This is a genomic window from Bradyrhizobium sp. SYSU BS000235 (assembly GCF_049747295.1).
GTDB lineage: Bacteria > Pseudomonadota > Alphaproteobacteria > Rhizobiales > Xanthobacteraceae > Afipia.
On sequence record NZ_JBMHJM010000001.1, the window covers coordinates 2,361,626 to 2,379,361 of the forward strand.

Below are 17,736 nucleotides of genomic sequence, written 5' to 3' on the forward strand. Positions count from 1 at the left end.
GCAAATGCTTTAGTCGATGCGGCGCGCTTCTTCCGGCAGCATAATGGGAATGCCGTCCCGGATCGGGTAAGCAAGCTTGGCTGAACGCGAGATCAGTTCCTGCCGCGCGCTGTCGAACTCCAGCGGCCCCTTCGTCTGCGGGCAAACCAGGATTTCCAGAAGCTTCGGATCGACGGCGCCCTCGGGGCGATCGTTCGCTGTGGTCATCTTGGCAGGACTCCGTACGAAAAATGAATCGCGCGATCATAGCACAACGCCGATTCGGCAAAAGCCGGCTTTGGCGTCATTGCAGCGGCGGATCGCCCGACGTTTTTTTCTTCGCCAGATCCATCTCGGTGACTGCAACAAGAATTTCCGCGCGCGTTTTGAGATTTGGCGCCTCGAGCAGCGCCTGTTTCTCCGCCGGCCCATAGGGTGACATCATGGCCAGCGCGTTCACGAGTGCTTCGTTTGGAGCACTCTCAATGCCCTCCCAATCGACCTTGAGGCGATTCGCTTTCAGGAAGCTCGTCAGCGCCTTCAACAAGGCCTGCCGATCGACGTCTTCTTCTCCCTTGCGCGCGGTGAAGTCGTCGATAAAGGCGAAATAATCCACACGGCATTGGCGATAGAGGGTGGACACCGACATTTCTTCGGCGATGGTGAAGCGCGAGACGCCGGTTAATTCGAGAATGTAGCGGCCGTCACCGGATTCGGCGAGCTGGGTGATCCTGCCGACGCACCCGACCTTGAACAGCGACGGGCGGTCACTGTCATTGGAGTGGGCCACATCCGGCTGGATCATACCGATCAGTCGGTGCCCATCACGCAGCGAATCGTCCACCATCTGCAGATAGCGCGGCTCGAAAATATTCAACGGCATCTGTCCACGCGGCAGGAGCAGGGCGCCCGCGAGAGGAAACACCGGGATGATCTCCGGAAGATCAGCCGGCCCGCGATATTCGGCGTTGATCGGCATTCACTTCCCTCACCATCTGAGAGCCGGACGAAAAATGTCAGGAAAAGAGAATCGTCGACAGACGCTTGCGGCCGTCCACGGTCGCATCGTCCGCCGGACCCCATGCTTCAAAGAACTGCACCAGCTTCTTGCGTGCACCGTCATCGTCCCACTTCCGATCACGCTTGACGATTTCCATCAGGTGATTGGCTGCTTCGATACGCTGGCCCGCGGCGTTGAGCGCCACCGCGAGGTCGAAACGGGCTTGATGATCAGCCGGATTTGCGGCGACTTTCTGCTCGAGGTCCGTCACCGGTCCCACCGCTTTCGCCTGCTCGGCGAGGTCGAGCATGGTCTGCACGGCAGAAATGGCGGCATCGTTGCGCTTGGATTCGGGGACCATGCCCAGCGTCTGCTTGGCCTGATCAAGAGCGCCGGCAACCACGTAGCAGCGTGCAAGACCCGCGATGGCCGGAATGTTCGACGCGTCCTCACTCAAGACTTGCGCGTACACAGAGGCTGCAGTGGCGGCGTCGCCCTCCGCCAGGATCGCCTCGGCTTCCGCGAGCAAATCAGCCGCACTGCCGGTGGAAGGCATGCCCTGGGTCAGCTTGTCGATGAAAGCCGTCACCTGGCTCTCGGGCACCGCGCCCATGAAACCGTCGGCCGGCTGGCCGTTGACGAAGGCGATAACGGCGGGAATCGACTGGATGCCCATCTGCCCCGGAATGGCCGGATGCTCGTCGATGTTCATTTTGACCAGCTTGACCTTGCCTTTTGCGGCGCGAACGACCTTTTCGAGGGTCGGGGTCAGTTGTTTGCAGGGGCCGCACCACGGGGCCCAGAAGTCGATCAGAACCGGCTGGAGCTTTGATTCTTCGATAACGTCCTTAACGAACGTCTGAGTCGTGGTGTCCTTGATCAGGTCGGAGGGCGCACCCGCAGGCCCGTTTCCTTGCTCAACTATCGTCACGTGATCCCTCGCCTGCCGTATTATTTCTGAAAGAAAGCCGTTCTAGCACGGTCGCCGCCATAGATGGCGGTCTTGCCGTCGATTTTCAATTGGCAGGAATGTCCCGGAAATCGTTGAAAAGGTGGCTCTCGGGATCTTTTGGGGAACCGACCCTCGAAAAATGACGAGTTCGCCCTGTTGCATTGCGTGTCTGCTTTTGGCATAGGTTTGCCCGGCGGCGCGCTTGCGCCCCGCCAATCTCTGCGATGCGGGTGTAGCTCAGGGGTAGAGCACGACCTTGCCAAGGTCGGGGTCGAGGGTTCGAATCCCTTCGCCCGCTCCAGAAATTCTTGGCCGTGTCAGATTTCACGAAATCGAACACGAAATGATGACAAGCCGCCGTAAGGCGGCTTTGTCATGTCTGGCTATCCACTTTCACAAGGATTTGCGGGGCGACATCATGATGTCAGCCCTTCCTTCGGCGCGGCTACTCATCGAATCGGAACCTGCCTAACATCCCTCCCGGCGCGAGGCGCCAGTTTCAAAATTTAAAACGTGTCCCTGGGAGGGCTTTGATGATCATGAGGTTTTTGCGGGTATCCCTGACGTGTCTTGCGGCGGGGGCGGTGTTCGGCAGCGCCGGTGCGCAGGCGAAAAGCGTCAAGCTTGAGAAGACCGATGCGATGATTCCATCGGCAGACGCCGGAATTCAGCTGTTCGTCCGCAACAAGCATCCGGCGGGTAAAACCAGCTTCCCCGCGGACAAGATTCTGCTCTATGTGCACGGCGCGACCTATCCATCGGAAACCGCGTTCGATCTGCCGATCGCCGGCAAATCGATGATGGATCTCATTGCCGAGCGCGGATACGACGTCTGGCTCGTCGATGTTCGCGGTTACGGGCGTTCCACCCGGCCGCCGGAAATGAGCCAGCCGCCGTCAGCCAACAAGCCGATCGTGCAGACCCCTGTGGCTGCCCGCGATTTCGGCGCTGCCGTGGACTACATCCTCAAGAAGCGCGGCGTCTCCAAGATCAACGTCATGGGCTGGTCGTGGGGCACGTCCACCGTCGGTCTCTACACCAGTGAGAACAACGCCAAGGTCAACCGGCTCGTGCTCTACGCGCCGCAATGGATCAAGAAAAATCCAGCCACCGCTGCTCCACCCCAACTAGGTGCCTATCGTCTCGTCTCGAAAGATTCGGCAAAGGAGCGTTGGCTGAAGGACGTGCCCGAGAATAAGAAGGCCGATCTCATTCCGCCTGGCGTCTTCGAGGCCTGGGCTGATTCGACCTGGGCGACTGATCCTGAAGCCGCGAAACAGAATCCGCCAATGCTGCGGGCGCCCAATGGTGTGGTCGAGGACAGCAACAATTACTGGAATGCCGGCAAGGCACTCTACGACCCCGGCAAGATCACCGTACCCACGTTCATTCTCCATGCAGAGTGGGATGCCGATCTGCCGAGCTATCTGGCCTATGCCTACTTCACCCAGCTGAAGAATGCGCCCTACAAGCGCCTGGTCGAACTGAGCGAAGGCACTCATACGATCATGATGGAAAAGAATCGCATGCAGTTCTTCCGCGAACTGATGGGATTCCTCGACGAAGAAAAGCCGCTCGCTCTGAACTGATAGCGGGCGATCAATGAAAAGGCCGGACCCAGTGGTCCGATTCTAACGTTCGCGTCCGTCTGGGTAGGCACGTTTGCGAACGTCAGAATCTACTCCACTCAGTCCGGCCTTTTTCTTTATGCAAGTATGGGTCATCGAATCCGCGTGGCTTCATCGAGACAATTTGAGGATGTGATCCGCCGCGGAGAGCGCGAAGTCGCATGAGCCTGCGTGCCGACCGTGGTCGCCAGCAAGGCCATTGCCCAAATGGCGGGTGTAATCCTCATGGGGTATATCTCCGCCGTGGATCGGCCGTTACGATCCATGGGTCGTGGCCTCGGATCCGAAGGTTCAATCGGCAGGATCGACGGTGCGCGGTATTGCGCGTTGAAGCAACGAGATCGGCCGGTACTTCGGAGCTCTTGATCTCGTAACGCGATCTCTAACACGGTCATTGTTTGGCGCTTTAAGCGGCTTTTTCGTCTCTATCACTTGCGAGCTTTTGTAAGACTTGAAGTGCAGACGTTGGTGCGTTGTCCCGGCGCGTATTGTTTTGCCGAAGTACCCTTACGTTCCGGAGCCACAGTCGACGCCTGATAAGTGCGGGTTTGCCTTTAGGTGCGTATTTCGACAGGGCGTGACGCGATGGGAAGCAAAGCGAGAGCACTTCCAAAAGACGATCCGTCCCTGCGGAGCACCGCGGGCACCGAGCCATCGACGACAGACAGCTTCGACGACATCTTCACCAAGCCTTTGTCGGAATTGCTGGCTTATGCTCCGCCCACGCGCGGGCGATCATCGACGTTGCAGGCTCGCGCGGTTGCTGACGATCGGGAAGATCGAATGCCGTTGTTTCTCGAACGCAATGATCGCGCCGAGGACGACGATGGATTTCATTTTAAGCAGCGAGACCCCGCCCAGGAGGAAGAGGGCAGACAGGATCTTCATCCAACCAATCCGCCAGCGCATTGGTTCGAACCGGAAGTACTGGACGTTTCAACCGTCTCCGTCGCGAGGCCTGGTTTTCTCCGGTACGCCGCATGGTCTGTTGCTGCGGCGTTTGCGATTGCCGGAGGATTGGGGGCTGTCGGGTTTTTCGGAGGAGCGTTCAGTGGCTCGCGTTCCGAGACGACCGGCGTGAGGCACGCCGCGAAAGCCGCAACAGCGCCAAAACAGACCGCGATCAGCTTTGATCAAATTTTTGCCGCTGTCTCCGCTCCGCCGCCGCCGGAGAGCAAGCCGGAAACATCGGTTCTCAGTGAGACAAGCCGGACGCCGCAGAGCAGCACCGTTGGAATTGCGACAAGCGATGTGAAGGTGCAGACGGATAAGTCGACCGTACAGGCAGCGGTTCCCCCCGCGCCGACCGAGTCGCCGCGACAGATCGATCAAGCAGAGCTGGCAAGCCTGCTGAAGAGAGGAAAGGAATTGATCGGCGTAGGGGACATCGCGTCCGCACGTTTGTTGTTGCAGCGAGCCGCGGATGCGCGCGAGCCTCAAGCCGCGTTAGCGTTGGCCGGAACTTACGATCCTGCCGTTCTTGGTCGTGTGAAAGCCTATGGCATCGCGCCCGATCCAGCGATGGCGCGAAACTGGTACGAAAAAGCCAGGGAGTTCGGCGCTTCCGAAGCGCAGCAACGGCTCGAGCAATTGCAGAGGTGAATTCACATCACTTCAGGTGACGAAGACAAAGGATGACCATGGGACGGTTGCTCCGACACATCGAGATCATCACCTTGATCAGTTTGTGCCTGCTCACCGCAGCGCGGGCGGAAGACACGCAATATGATCCGGGAAAGGTCAGTGAGGGCCTCAAGGCTATTTTCCAATACGGCACTGGATCGTCCGGCCCAAGAGAAAAGCTGAATGCCAATACGGTGACGCTGATCTCAGGAACGATCGGCGGCACCTATGTTCAGTTCGGTGCGGATCTCGCATCGGTGCTCGACAACGGGGATAATTTGCGCGTGCTGCCAATCGTGGGCCGGGGCTCGGTGCAAAGCGTGGCCGATATTCTTTATTTACGCGGCATCGATCTTGGCATCGTGCGCGCAGACACCCTCGATTACCTGGAAAAGAAGGGCTACGCAAAAAACATCAAGGGACAATTCACCTACATCACCAAGCTGTACAATGAGGAAATGCATGTCATTGCCCCGAAATCGATCCGCAGCCTGAAGGATCTTGAAGGGAAGACAGTGAGCGTGGATCTGCCGAACGGGGGAACGTTTGTGACCTCGCTCCTTGTGTTTGAGCGGCTCGGGATCAAACCCAAATTCGTCTACGTGGAACAGCGGATCGCGTTCGAGAAGATGAAGAAAGGTGAAGTTGACGCGGTGATCGCGGTTCAGGGCAAGCCTTCCAAGTTCATCAGCCAGATCAAGGACGATAATCTGCACCTCGTGCCGGTGGACTACGCTCAGCCGCTGCAGTCCGATTATTTTCCCGCGGAGCTCACGGCGAAGGACTATCCCAACCTGATCGGCCACCAGGAGCGGGTCGATACCATTGCGGTACCGGCGGTTCTCGCCGCCTATAATTGGGGGCCGAAGACCGATCGCTACCGACGGCTTTCGTTGTTCGTCGACGCCTTCTTCAAGGAGTTTCCCAATTTTCAACGGTCTCCATTTCATCCCAAATGGAAAGAGGTGTCATTATCCGCGCCGCTGCGGGGGTGGGAGCGATTTGCTCCTGCGCAGCGATGGCTCGATCAGAACGTCGGGGCACAGCAGTCCCGCATCAAGTTCGAGCAATTCCTGACGGAGAATCAGCGGAGCAACGAAACGCCACCGTCCGCGGCCGACAAGGAGGCGCTGTTTCAACAATTTCGCGCCTGGGAAGCCGCGCAGAACAGCAAGGCACAGGTGAAGCCGTCCAATGCGACGCGCCCCTGATGGAACGCGCCGGTGATATGAACGATGCGAGACGCGTTTACGACAGCTGCGATTCGTAAGCTTTGAGATGCGTGTAGACGGTCCGTAGAAGCGGCACGCTGAGTGCGCCCTTCTGGTTGGTTTCAGCACGATGGATCAGGTCACCGATGATCTGATCCGCCTCAATGCGCGCGCCGCCCTTGATGTCGCGGGCCATGGACGCGGTGATGGGCGAGCCTGGAGCGAACAGCAAACCGTTCGTTCGCTCAAGGAATTCAGGACGCGGAGCATAACCGGCCGCTTCTGCGACGGATGCAATCTCGGCGCGAAGCCCGCGAATAAAGTCCGTGCCGCCCGGAGCTGCGGTGATGTGCCCCGCAGGCGCGCGCATCAACGAGGTGCTGCCTGCCAATGTGGCCAGAAATACCCATTTCTCCCACATCTCCTGAAGGATCACGTCGCTTGCCCGCGCGTCGAACATCGCGCCCTGGAGGCCGGCTTCGATACGCTTGGCGCGATCGCCTTTCGATGCGCCACGTTCACCGAATGACATCGAGTGCATGGGATTGAGCTGTACGATGACGCCCTGAGGATCGAGCATCGCGGCGACCTGGCACTGGCCGCCCATGACGCAATCGATGCCGAACTTGGCGTCCAGCACGTCGAGGTGCTTCATGCCGTTGAGAAATGGGATGATCGCCGTATTCGGTCCGACAGCCGGCGCGAAAGAGGCGATCGCATTGTCGAGATCATAAGCCTTGCAGCTCAGGATGATGACGTCGAATTGCGTTTTGAGATTTTCCGCCAAAACCGTCGGCGGGTTTGGCAGGGTCACGTCACCGAGAGGGCTTTTGATAACAAGGCCGTTCTTCGCCATGAGCTCGGCGCGCTTGGGCCGCACGAGGAAGGTCACGTCTCGTCCAGCCTGCAACAGCCTGCCGCCAAAATAGCCGCCTGTCGCGCCGGCACCGATCACCAGAATACGCATGTTTTTCTTCACTTCGTTTGGAAATTGGGAATGCGATCCTCACCGAACGACCCTGCCATTGCAAGGCAGGATCGCTTGGAGGCGTGCGTGTCAGTTATGCGCCGCCGATTACCACTTCTCGCCGAAGGGCCGGATCTCCATTTCAAAGGTCCAGGCGCTGCGTGGCTGTTTGTAGAGCTGCCAATAGGATTCAGCGACGGAGGCCGGCGGCATCAGCAGGTCGGGATTGTCGAGCGCATTCGGTCCAAGCGCTTCGACGCGGCGTTGGCGAACCCATTCGGTGTTGACGCCGGAATCGATGATCAGGTGCGCGACGTGGATGTTCTTGGGCCCGAGTTCGCGCGCGATCGACTGTGCCACGGCGCGCAATCCGAATTTGGCGCTGGCAAACGCAGCATAGCCGGAGCCGCCACGCAGGCTTGCGGTCGCGCCGGTGAAAAAGATATTGCCCTGGCCTCGCGGCAACATCAGCCGCGCGGCTTCGCGCCCGGCAAGAAAGCCAGAGTAGCAGGCCATTTCCCATACCTTGCGAAACACGCGCTCAGTGGTGTCGAGAATCGGGAAATTGACGTTTGCGCCGATATTGAAGATGCAGACGTCCAGCGGTGCGTGCTTGTCGGCGTCATTGAGAAAGGAGATGATTTCCTCTTCCTTTCGCGCGTCGAGCGATCGTCCGTGGATTTCGCCGCCTGCGTCCTCGATCTCCTTGATGAGAGGCGCGAGCTTGTCGCCGTTGCGGCGTCCCGCAAAGACCGTGAATCCTTCCGAGGCGAACTTCTTGGCGATTTCGCTGCCGATGTAATCGCCAGCGCCGATGACTGCGACAGTCGCGTTTCGTTTGCTCAAGGTTCTCTCCTTGTTGAATCATCAGGAGGCGCGCCGCCGGAATGTTTCCGCCACGCCAGATCACATCATCTCATTTGCGTCGTCGCTCAGCAGGCGTCAGCACGACCTGCGCCGCCCGTCGTCATCTTTCTGATCTACGAGAGTACGCTAAAGTTCTATTTTAGAACTGTCAATCATGCACAGAGCAGATTCGCGTCCGGCTGTGACCGGAGGTGAGCCAAACCATCTTTCGTTCGCGGCTGAGAGCAGTCCGCTCGACATTTATCCGGGTACGCGGCATGACCTGCCGACATGGTTCACAAGCGAGGCGTTCATGCTGACGGTTCATCACCTCAACAATTCTCGTTCGCAACGCGTGCTTTGGCTGCTGGAAGAGCTCGGGGTGCCGTATGACATCATCCGCTATCAGCGACTGCCGTCGATGCTTGCGCCGAAGGAGCTGCGGGCGATCCACCCGCTCGGCAAATCCCCCGTCATCACGGACGACGGCCACACCATTGCCGAGTCCGGGGCCATCATTGAATATATTGTCGAGACCTATGGCGAGGGCCGCCTCATCCCCGCGCCGAAAACTCCGGAACGATTGCGCTACACATATTGGCTGCACTACGCCGAGGGCTCGGCCATGCCGTTGCTGCTGCAGCAGTTGCTGTTCACGCTGGTGCCGAAGCGTGCACCCTTCCTGATGCGCCCGCTGCTGACGCCGATATTCAACCAGCTGCTGGCGACGCTTGTTACGCCGCAGCTCAAGCAGCACATGGCTTTTTGGGAAAGTGAGCTGAGCAAAAGCGAATGGTTTGCAGGCGACGAATTCAGCGCGGCTGATATCCAGATGAGTTTTCCGCTGGAGGCCGCTGTGGCTCGCGCGGGACTGGATACAAATTATCCGAAGGCCATGGCTTGGTTAGAACGTATTCATGCGCGTCCGGCCTATCAGCGCGCGCTGGACCAGGGCGGTCCCTATCAGCTTGCTAAATAGTTGGGATCGGTGCGCCGCAAGCAACTTGCGGCGCACGGAGAATTTTAGGAAACGGCGGGAAATCCGAAAAGCCGTTGTGGATTGTCGGTGAGGATGCGGTTGCGAATGGTCTCATCCGGCACCCAGTCAGCGAGCAGATCGAGCAGATCCGCGACACCCATCATCACGCCCCAGTTGGCGACATGGGGCCAATCCGACCCCCATACGCAACGATCGGGTGCAGCCTCAACCACTTTCTGCGCGAACGGAATCGTGTCGCGATAGGGTGGGCCTTCGATCGTAATCCGGTGGACAATTAACCCCTGATATTCTAAAGCCATTTCCTATGGCTCAGAATAAGCGACCGATCGCATTTTCTTACATCCGCATCTCATCTGAGGCGCAGGCCAAAGGCAGCGGCCGCAAACGTCAATTGGAGATGTCTAAAAACTTCGCGGCAGCTCGCAACCTCGAACTTGATGAGACCTTCTCTCTCGAAGACATCGGTGTTTCAGGTTTCAAAGGTGCAAATGCGGCTGTCGGTGAGTTCGGGAAGATACTCGAAGCGATTAAGACTGGGGCGATTCCTCCAGGATCGTTCCTATTAGTCGAGTCCTTGGATCGTATTAGTCGCCAGCAACCGAGCATTGCTTTGACGACGTTCATGAACATCATTAACGCCGGAATTACCGTCGTTACGCTTGCCGATAATCGCGAATACACAGCCGCAACCGTCAGGTTGGAAGACATCATGTACTCCCTTGTTGTGATGAGTCGCGCGCACGACGAATCACAAATGAAGAGCATTCGAACAAAGGGTGCCTGGAAGGCGAGACGGCTGAACGCCGACAGTCAGAAGATCACACGGCAGGTCCCGTTTTGGCTGGAGACGAGTCCCGATAAGAAGTCCTTCAAGTTAATCGAAGAGCGCGTCGCGATCGTGCGCAGAGTATTCAGCGACGCTATCGCGGGAATCGGTGCCTACACCATTGCCCGAAGGCTGAATGAGGAGGGGATTCCATCTTTCGGAAGGTCGAAGGAGAAGAAGTGGCAAATATCGTCGATCCACAAAATGATTCAGGGACGAGCCGTTCTTGGCGAATATCAGCCAAGGATAATGGAGAACAATAAGAGAGTGCCTGCGGGGCCGGTGATAACAGATTACTTTCCAGCCATCATCGATGAGGAGACGTTCTTCGCGGCACAGAAATCTCGCCTGCAACGTCGCACCAATAGTGGCGGACGTAAGGGTGTCGAGCTCACCAATCTCTTCTCTAAGCTGGCGACTTGCGCTTACTGCCACGCGAATATGTCATTCGAAAATAAAGGAGGCACCAAGGGCGGTCGTTACTTGGTGTGCAGCACCGCATTGAGAGGAAAAGGTTGCTGCTCCACGCGATGGAATTATCGAGACTTTGAAACGTCGTTCCTCACCTTCGTGGAAGAACTCGACCTGGGCTCGCTGTTTATGAGCGATGCTGACGCTTCTCAACGTGCAGCGCTTGAAACACGGGTTGTCGCGCTGGAAGGAGAGCTATTAGTCGCAGAGCAGGAAGAAGAAGCAATTTACCGATTGATCCTGCAGCCTGGCATGGATAACTCAGCAATCGTTGCAAAAAAGCTTCAGGAGTGCGCTGAACGTAAGTTAAAAATCGCAGCGGATCTCGATGTTCAGAGGGAGCGGTTAGCGCTTACAGCGGATGTTGCAACGCGCTATTACGAAAGCAAAAGCGATCTGAAAGATTTGATCCATCGCATTCGTGACCGGACAGGGCCCGACGCATACAAAGAACGAGCGCAAATTGCGTCAAGGCTGAGAGCCCTGCTGATTAACCTTGAGGTCGCCCCATTGGGGACGAGACCGATTGCTGAAAAAACTGCGAATTCAGTCGCCAAAATCATGAGAAACGAAGGTGTCTCAAACGACGAAGCAAATGCAGTGCTTCATACGATTCAGACACCATCGCCCTACTCGAAACGATACTTCTCGGCTCTTTTCCGCGACGGAACGTTTCGCGTCGTTTATCCAAGCAAAGCGGATCCAATGCAGTATGAACAACAGATCGTCCGTAACGGCGGTGAACCAGAAGTCCTCAACGCTGATGGATCACGTTCGATTCTGATTCAGACGAACGGGTCAAAAGCCGAAGAGTTTATGAGGATTATCGACGAGGATCCTATTCCGTAGAGTTTCATCGGGTACCCAATCAGCGAGCAAGTCGAGAAGGTCGCTGACGCCCATCATGACGCCCCAATTTGCCACATGAGGCCAATCCGATCCCCAAACGCAGCGATCAGGTGAAGCCTCAACGAGCAGCTTCGCGAAGGGAATAGTATCACGGTACGGAGGACCTTCTACCGAAGTTCGGTAGGCCCCTGATAGGCGTACCCATGCTCCATCCCGAACGAGAGATAGCAGAGTCTTGAACCCCTCGTGTTCGACTTCAGCCGTTGTAGGGAAATGACCCATGTGGTCGATCAAGAAAGGGACGGGAAGTTTCGATAGGCGCGGCGCGAGTTCAGGAAGTTGGCGCGCATCGAGCAGGAATTGCAGGTGCCATCCCATTTCACGGCAAAGCGCGGCGTAACTTTCGATCTGCGCAAAATCAACACCTCCGCCCGCATAAAGGACGTTCATCCGCAGGCCGACGACGCCCGCATCTTTCAGGGCAGCTCGTTCGCGTTCGGGGCAGTCCAGCGGTATCACAGCAATACCACGCAGACGTTTGCGGTTTGCGCTCAACGTTTCCACCAACAATCGATTATCGGTGCCATGAACGCTGACTTGAGTAAGCACGCCATACGTCATGCCGGTCGCATCCAGCATAGCGAGATAGTCCCGAGCGGTGGCTTCAGGTGGCGTGTAGCTCCGTGATGGGACAAATGGATAGTCTGGTGGAAGTCCGATCACATGAGCATGCGTATCGACAGCGCCTGAAGGCACTCGAAAGAGCGTCGCGGCTTTTGGCTTCGGTTGAGGGCCTGGACATGCGCGAGGCGCGGATAGGGATTCAGTCGACGGCATATGAATTTCTCGTAGGAGCGTTGAGCACTATTCGAATAGTGGTGGAATAACAGAGAAATATCCACGACCAAATCGGGTCATGTTTCGATCTTTTCTTCCCCACTGGAAAATACACGGTTTGGGGTCAGTAAAATGCATTGCCGCGTATGTTTGGAGAACGCTGGAGTTGTTACTTCGGACGTTGTGGAAGGACGCTTAATTAACCCCATCTCTAAAGCGGAATTCGAGGCGTTTATCTGCCGCCGGTGTCGATCGTTTGGCCGGGGAAACACGGGTGATATGCAAGACTTTCACCATCAAGGCCCCGCCGCGGGTCTTCAGGCCTTGATCGCGTGCTCAATGCAGCTATTTTGGCCCCATGGGGCAGCAAAAGATAGAAGAAGCGGTAGAGAAGTTCATTGCGCGTTGGCAGGGGCGTGAGGGTGGCCAGGAACGAGCAAATTATGTCTCGTTTCTGAATGAATTAATTGCCCTCTTAGGATTGCAGCCGCCAGATCCTGCCGACGCAACTCATGAGAACAACGACTACGTCTTTGAGCGTGCTGTTAAGAAGCATCGGGAAGAGGGCGATTCCCAAGGTCGAATCGATCTTTACAAGAAAGGCAGCTTCGTACTCGAGGCCAAGCAGAGCCGCATTAAAGGTGGTAAAAAGGAGGTTGCCGGTCAGAACGATCTGTTCACAACAGACGTGCCGGAAGCGTCACGTGGCCGTCGGGGAGCGGATCGAGCGTGGGACGTTCTGATGCTTAATGCGAAGCGGCAGGCAGAAGAGTATGCCCGCGCACTGCCTACGTCCCACGGCTGGCCGCCGTTTATCCTCGTGTGCGACGTCGGCCATTGCATCGAAGTTTACGCCGATTTTTCTGGTCAAGGCAAAAACTACACACAGTTTCCAGATCGCCAGACTTTTCGCATCTACCTGGAAGATTTACGTCATCGCGAGGTGCGCGAGCGGCTGCAAAAAATTTGGCAGGAGCCCGAAAAGCTCGATCCGACTCAGGTTTCTGCCAAAGTTACGCGCGACATCGCCAAGCGCCTCGCACAGGTGTCGCTCGCATTGGAGAAAAAGAAATATCCGGCGCAGGACGTTGCGATGTTTCTAATGCGCTGCCTGTTCACTATGTTCGCGGAAGATGTCGGCCTACTTCCGGAAAAATCCTTCAAGGACGTGCTGGAGGAATGCGAGGAAGCACCAGACACATTCGTACCGGTTGTGACGCAGCTTTGGGAAGCGATGAACACGGGCGGTTTCGCGCACGCGCTGAAAAAGGAAGTTAAGAAGTTTAATGGCGAATTCTTTCGCAACAAGGCCGCGATGCCGCTTGGCCGTGAGGAAATTGGCGAGCTACGCCAGGCGGCAAGTTACAATTGGAAGGAAGTTGATCCATCGATCTTTGGAACGCTGGTCGAACAAGCGCTCGATCCTGTCGAGCGCCAGCGCCTCGGCGCGCATTATACGCCGCGTACCTATGTCGAGCGTCTGGTCATAGCGACGATCGTCGAGCCGTTGCGCGAAGACTGGCGCAACGTGCAGGCAACTGCGGAAATCAAGCGTGGCAGCGGCGATTTCAAGGGTGCAGCAGCGGAAGTTAGCGCGTTTCACGAAAAGCTCTGCCAAACGCGCGTGCTCGATCCGGCGTGCGGTACCGGAAATTTTCTGTACGTCTCGCTCGAGTTAATGAAACGCCTTGAAGGCGAAGTGCTGGAAGCGCTGCTCGATCTCGGCGGCCAGGAAGCTTTGCGCGGCCTCGCATCGCACAGCATCGATCCGCACCAGTTTCTTGGAATTGAGATTAATCCGCGCGCAGCCGCGATTGCCGAGTTGGTATTGTGGATCGGTTATTTGCAGTGGCATTTCCGCACAAAGGGCGGATCACCAGACGAGCCAATCCTGCGGGCGTTCAAGAACATTCAGGTTAAGAATGCTGTACTGACGTGGGATGGCGAGCCTCTGCCTGTGGCTGTCAATGGCAAGGAGACGTATCCCAACGCGCGTCGGCCTGACTGGCCAGCAGCAGAGTTTATCGTTGGTAACCCGCCGTTCATTGGCGGTAAGGATATTCGGGCGCGGTTGGGTGACGGTGTCACCGAAGCGCTTTGGGCGGCTCATAAAGACATGAACGATTCTGCCGATTTTGTGATGTATTGGTGGGATCGCGCTGCTGAATTGCTTACTCGCAAGGCAACGGTACTCAGAAGATTCGGCTTCGTTACTACCAATTCCATTTCGCAGGTTTTCCAGCGCCGGGTCTTGGAAAAACACCTACGGGGTAAGAGGCCTATCTCGCTTGTAATGGCGATAGCGGATCATCCCTGGACCAAGGCCACGCAAGACGCTGCCGCAGTTCGAATTGCAATGACGGTAGGGGAAGCAGGAACATCTCCGGGTGTTCTGCGCGTGGTCACTTCAGAAGCCGCACTCGATACTGATGCGCCTATCGTGGGATTCACAGAAATCGAAGGCCCCATAAACGCCGATTTGACTGTTGGAATTGATGTGACCTCGGCGACCGCTCTGAATGCAAATGAAGGAGTTTGTTCGCCCGGTATGAAATTACATGGAGCTGGTTTTATCGTGACTCCCGACGCCGCCCGACACTTGGGACTGGGCAAGCGCCCTGGGCTTGAGCTGCGTATCAGGAATTATCGAAATGGGCGGGATCTCACCGCACGACCACGCAACGTAATGGTCATCGATCTCTTTGGATTGTCGGCGGAAAAAGTTCGAGAACAATTTCCAGAAGTGTACCAGCACATCAAGCTGGAAGTGAAGGAAAAGATCCAGATCAACAAAAGAGGCGAGCAAGAGTTTGTTGGGAGAGATTGGAACAACCGCCAATCATACAAGGACAATTGGTGGATATTCGGCGAACCGCGCGATGAGTTGAGACCGGCACTATCGGGATTGGAAAGATACGTGGTCACGGTGGAGACGATGCAGCACCGAGTGTTTCAGTTCTTGTCATCAGAAATTTTGCCTGACAATCGTCTTGTCGTGTTTGCTACATCCGATGCGTATGACTTAGGAATCGTCTCTTCTCGGGCACACATTTGCTGGACCTTAGCGAACGGGGGTACGCTTGAAGATCGCCCCATATATACAAAGTCCCGCTGCTTCGACACCTTCCCATTTCCGGCCGCGAACAATATTCAGAAACAAAGTATTCGTGTCATCGCGGAAGAACTAGATGCGCATCGCAAGCGTGTTCTGGCGGAACATCCACATTTGACGTTGACCGGCCTGTACAATGTGCTCGAAAAATTACGAGCTGGCACAAGACCCGGTGAGCTCGACGATTCTGACCGCAAGATTTTCGATGACGGCCTCGTGCTCATCATCAAGGAGCTTCACGGGAGGCTCGATGTCGCGGTCGCGGATGCCTATGGCTGGCCTGCAGACCTCGATGATGATGATATCCTAAGTCGTCTTGCAGCGCTTAACAAAGAACGTGCCGGAGAAGAAAAGCGCGGGCTCGTCCGCTGGCTGCGGCCCGACTATCAGATTCCGCGCCTAGGCAAAACACTGGACAAACAAGCTGCCCGCGAAGAAGGCACGCAAGTCGCGGCTTCGCTCGACGTCAGGGAGAAAGTGCAACTTCCATCGTTCCCAGTTGGGGCAGTTGAGCAGACAGCTGCAGTGTTTGCTACATTGGCCCGCTCAAGCGTACCGCTTGACGCAAGGTCGATCGCTACGCAATTCAAGAAAACAAGGACGACGGAGAAGAAAGTCAGCGATGTTCTGGCTTCACTCGCGCGCCTAGGCCATGTTTCAACTGAGATCGACGGAACCTTCACACTCCGCAAGACGGCGTAGATACTGAATGACCGCGATCTCGCAGTCGCCGACGTCAGATTGCGGAGTTTCGGCGGTGCGAAGCACGTAGTATCAAACTGTCCGCGCATCATTCACGCGAAGAGTTGTGTTTTGTGTTTATGATGATCTTAAATGCAGAAGATTTACAATGGCTCCATTAGAAAACCGTTTCATTGTCGCGCTGGCCGATGCGCTCGTCAGCACTATGAACGAGAGTGATTGGAAACGGTTCGCGACGCTCCATGGATTGTCGCACGAAATCGAGAATCACCCTCGGTTTCTCAGAAGCTTGCAATGGGGCGATCCGGACTACGAAGGTCACGTACTTTCGCTCGTCCAAAATCTTTTTGAGAGCGAAGACAGGGAGGCCTTTGACGCCCTTATAAAACTTTCCTCTGTGCAAAGCTGGTTCAAGCGTCATCAAAAAGAGCTGTTAGCGCAATGGACAGCGGCGAACGAAGACGATCCAATCTTGGAGGGCATTTCTGGCAGCTTGGAGGAAGTTCACGAGATAGCCGACGCGATTGATCTCGGTAGCTATACAGCGCGCATTAGAGATGCGCTGCCTCGTGACCCAGCGTTGGCTGTTGGCGCCACAAAAGACCTCCTCGAGGCAGTAATGCGAACAGCATTAAAGAAACGATCAGTGGATGATATCGACAATCTCGATTTTCCCGCCCTAACAACGAAATGCTTCCACGAAATCGGTCTTTCATCTACGACGCCTCCAGCGGATGCGACGGAACGGCTTATGCGGAAAACTGTGAGCCGTATTCAGCAAACCATTGAGACTATCAATGAGCTTCGCAACGAAGCCGGTACAGGTCACGGGAAGCCCGCTGGAACGAAGACAACGATTACCTTAGACGACGCGAATATGATCGGATCGATCGGAATGATTTTATCTGCATGGTTGATGAGAAAGGCCGATCTCGAATAGTCTGTTTTCGGCCGGCGAAGTCGCCAGTTTCATGCTTCTCGAGGAGATGGCGCTGGGGCGGCTTTGCGCTGCAGATAGTTCTTCACCGTCTGTGGGTAAAACTTTTTTCCTTTCATGGAGGTGATCCCCGCATCATTCAGGTGTCGCGCAATCTCGCTATAAGAACGGCCCATTAAATCCGTATCCAATTTTTCCCTAAGCTGAGATGCAAACTCGTCAGCATTTCTGCGATTCTTCGCGGCCAAATACTTTCCATTAGCGCCGAGAATTTTTCCCCGACGTTTCGCCTCCGCTAGAGCTGCTTTGGTTCTTTCGGAAATCAGCCGGCGCTCCTCCTGTGCCAGCGCTGCAAAAATGTGCAGCTGGAAGTCTGAAGCAGTTGGCATCTCGGCACAGACCAGACCGATACCTTGCTCAAGAATGCTGGCGATAAAGCTGACACGGCGGGAGAATCGGTCAAGGCGGGCGATGACGATCTTGGCGTTCTCGCGCTTGGCTAACTGGATCGCTCGCTGCAACTCTACGCGCGAATCATCTTTCCCCGATTGAATATCGCAGAATTCAGCGATCAGCGTTCCGGCCGCACCTGAGGCGAATTCAGAGATTTTGCGATGCTGAGCGGCCAACCCCAGCCCAGACTTCCCCTGGCGATGCGTGGATACGCGGAAATAGGCAATGAGTTTTGTCATGGCACGACCCATACTATCGTTGGACCGACTTCCGGAAGTTTTTACACTTGGGCAACGGCATTCTTTGCCTCTAGTTCTTTGCTCAACGAAGTAACGATCGATGA

General features: G+C 56.1%; 14 protein-coding genes, 1 tRNA gene and 1 pseudogene. 8 read left to right on the forward strand and 8 right to left on the reverse strand.

Translation table 11 applies throughout. The features are described 5' to 3' along the window. Positions 1-9: 9 nt before the first annotated feature. The 3 genes from ACP0KA_RS11015 to trxA all read right to left on the reverse strand — a co-directional run bounded on the left by ACP0KA_RS11015 (position 10) and on the right by trxA (position 1,910). The gene (locus ACP0KA_RS11015) at positions 10-207 is read right to left on the reverse strand and encodes a Trm112 family protein (RefSeq protein WP_424628825.1); all 198 of its coding nucleotides are present in this window, start codon (positions 205-207) and stop codon (positions 10-12) included. A 76-nt stretch (positions 208-283) separates the two neighbouring features. After that, positions 284-958, reverse strand: a complete 675-nt coding sequence (locus tag ACP0KA_RS11020; RefSeq protein WP_424628826.1) for an LON peptidase substrate-binding domain-containing protein — start codon at positions 956-958, stop codon at positions 284-286. A 37-nt stretch (positions 959-995) separates the two neighbouring features. Further along, complete coding sequence (trxA, locus tag ACP0KA_RS11025; protein WP_424628827.1) at positions 996-1,910, reverse strand: thioredoxin; 915 nt, start codon at positions 1,908-1,910, stop codon at positions 996-998. 247 nt (positions 1,911-2,157) lie between these two features. Here trxA and ACP0KA_RS11030 point away from each other — a divergent pair. The 4 genes from ACP0KA_RS11030 (at position 2,158) to ACP0KA_RS11045 (ending at position 6,393) form a co-directional block, all read left to right on the forward strand. Then, a tRNA-Gly gene (locus ACP0KA_RS11030) sits at positions 2,158-2,232 on the forward strand. A 232-nt stretch (positions 2,233-2,464) separates the two neighbouring features. Next, positions 2,465-3,520: an alpha/beta hydrolase gene (locus ACP0KA_RS11035; protein ID WP_424628828.1), complete on the forward strand. Its 1,056-nt coding sequence runs from the start codon at positions 2,465-2,467 to the stop codon at positions 3,518-3,520. A gap of 624 nt (positions 3,521-4,144) precedes the next feature. Then, positions 4,145-5,161 (forward strand): hypothetical protein, encoded by a 1,017-nt coding sequence (locus tag ACP0KA_RS11040; protein ID WP_424628829.1) that lies wholly within the window; start codon positions 4,145-4,147, stop codon positions 5,159-5,161. Positions 5,162-5,199: 38 nt separating this feature from the next. Further along, positions 5,200-6,393, forward strand: a complete 1,194-nt coding sequence (locus ACP0KA_RS11045) for a TAXI family TRAP transporter solute-binding subunit (protein WP_424628830.1) — start codon at positions 5,200-5,202, stop codon at positions 6,391-6,393. Positions 6,394-6,430: 37 nt separating this feature from the next. Here the strand turns inward: ACP0KA_RS11045 and panE are convergent, their stop codons facing one another. Further along, the gene (gene panE, locus ACP0KA_RS11050) at positions 6,431-7,360 is read right to left on the reverse strand and encodes a 2-dehydropantoate 2-reductase (RefSeq protein ID WP_424628831.1); all 930 of its coding nucleotides are present in this window, start codon (positions 7,358-7,360) and stop codon (positions 6,431-6,433) included. A gap of 108 nt (positions 7,361-7,468) precedes the next feature. Continuing rightward, on the reverse strand, positions 7,469-8,206 hold the full coding sequence (locus ACP0KA_RS11055) for an SDR family oxidoreductase (protein WP_424628832.1): 738 nt from the start codon (positions 8,204-8,206) through the stop codon (positions 7,469-7,471). A gap of 313 nt (positions 8,207-8,519) precedes the next feature. Here ACP0KA_RS11055 and ACP0KA_RS11060 point away from each other — a divergent pair, with 313 nt between their 5' ends. Further along, positions 8,520-9,185, forward strand: a complete 666-nt coding sequence (locus ACP0KA_RS11060) for a glutathione S-transferase family protein (RefSeq protein ID WP_424628833.1) — start codon at positions 8,520-8,522, stop codon at positions 9,183-9,185. Positions 9,186-9,229: 44 nt separating this feature from the next. Here the strand turns inward: ACP0KA_RS11060 and ACP0KA_RS11065 are convergent. After that, a pseudogene (locus ACP0KA_RS11065) lies at positions 9,230-9,475 on the reverse strand (amidohydrolase family protein); the annotation flags it as partial. A 35-nt stretch (positions 9,476-9,510) separates the two neighbouring features. Here ACP0KA_RS11065 and ACP0KA_RS11070 point away from each other — a divergent pair. Continuing rightward, entirely contained in the window at positions 9,511-11,352 is a 1,842-nt protein-coding gene (locus ACP0KA_RS11070; protein ID WP_424628834.1) for a recombinase family protein, read from the forward strand. On the opposite strand, the gene ACP0KA_RS11075 is transcribed toward ACP0KA_RS11070, so the two are convergent. Further along, positions 11,302-12,189, reverse strand: coding sequence for an amidohydrolase family protein (locus ACP0KA_RS11075; protein ID WP_424628835.1), 888 nt, complete (start codon positions 12,187-12,189; stop codon positions 11,302-11,304). The two genes, ACP0KA_RS11070 and ACP0KA_RS11075, sit on opposite strands and share 51 nt — an antisense overlap. 358 nt (positions 12,190-12,547) lie before the next feature. On the opposite strand from ACP0KA_RS11075, the gene ACP0KA_RS11080 reads away from it, so the two are divergent. Then, the gene (locus ACP0KA_RS11080) at positions 12,548-16,003 is read left to right on the forward strand and encodes a class I SAM-dependent DNA methyltransferase (protein ID WP_424628836.1); all 3,456 of its coding nucleotides are present in this window, start codon (positions 12,548-12,550) and stop codon (positions 16,001-16,003) included. Positions 16,004-16,151: 148 nt separating this feature from the next. After that, complete coding sequence (locus tag ACP0KA_RS11085; RefSeq protein ID WP_424628837.1) at positions 16,152-16,943, forward strand: abortive infection family protein; 792 nt, start codon at positions 16,152-16,154, stop codon at positions 16,941-16,943. A gap of 29 nt (positions 16,944-16,972) precedes the next feature. On the opposite strand, the gene ACP0KA_RS11090 is transcribed toward ACP0KA_RS11085, so the two are convergent. Continuing rightward, the gene (locus ACP0KA_RS11090; protein WP_424628838.1) at positions 16,973-17,632 is read right to left on the reverse strand and encodes a recombinase family protein; all 660 of its coding nucleotides are present in this window, start codon (positions 17,630-17,632) and stop codon (positions 16,973-16,975) included. Positions 17,633-17,736: the final 104 nt, after the last annotated feature.

Bases quoted from the DNA above. Each gene is read 5' to 3' on its own strand.
- ACP0KA_RS11035 (WP_424628828.1), top strand. From the start codon at position 2,465: ATGATCATGAGGTTTTTGCGGGTATCCCTGACGTGTCTTGCGGCGGGG.
- ACP0KA_RS11070 (WP_424628834.1), top strand. From the start codon at position 9,511: ATGGCTCAGAATAAGCGACCGATCGCATTTTCTTACATCCGCATCTCA.
- ACP0KA_RS11085 (WP_424628837.1), top strand. From the start codon at position 16,152: ATGGCTCCATTAGAAAACCGTTTCATTGTCGCGCTGGCCGATGCGCTC.
- ACP0KA_RS11080 (WP_424628836.1), top strand. From the start codon at position 12,548: ATGGGGCAGCAAAAGATAGAAGAAGCGGTAGAGAAGTTCATTGCGCGT.
- panE (WP_424628831.1), bottom strand. From the start codon at position 7,360: ATGCGTATTCTGGTGATCGGTGCCGGCGCGACAGGCGGCTATTTTGGC.
- ACP0KA_RS11015 (WP_424628825.1), bottom strand. From the start codon at position 207: ATGACCACAGCGAACGATCGCCCCGAGGGCGCCGTCGATCCGAAGCTT.
- ACP0KA_RS11040 (WP_424628829.1), top strand. From the start codon at position 4,145: ATGGGAAGCAAAGCGAGAGCACTTCCAAAAGACGATCCGTCCCTGCGG.
- ACP0KA_RS11045 (WP_424628830.1), top strand. From the start codon at position 5,200: ATGGGACGGTTGCTCCGACACATCGAGATCATCACCTTGATCAGTTTG.
- ACP0KA_RS11075 (WP_424628835.1), bottom strand. From the start codon at position 12,189: ATGCCGTCGACTGAATCCCTATCCGCGCCTCGCGCATGTCCAGGCCCT.
- ACP0KA_RS11090 (WP_424628838.1), bottom strand. From the start codon at position 17,632: ATGACAAAACTCATTGCCTATTTCCGCGTATCCACGCATCGCCAGGGG.
- ACP0KA_RS11060 (WP_424628833.1), top strand. From the start codon at position 8,520: ATGCTGACGGTTCATCACCTCAACAATTCTCGTTCGCAACGCGTGCTT.
- ACP0KA_RS11020 (WP_424628826.1), bottom strand. From the start codon at position 958: ATGCCGATCAACGCCGAATATCGCGGGCCGGCTGATCTTCCGGAGATC.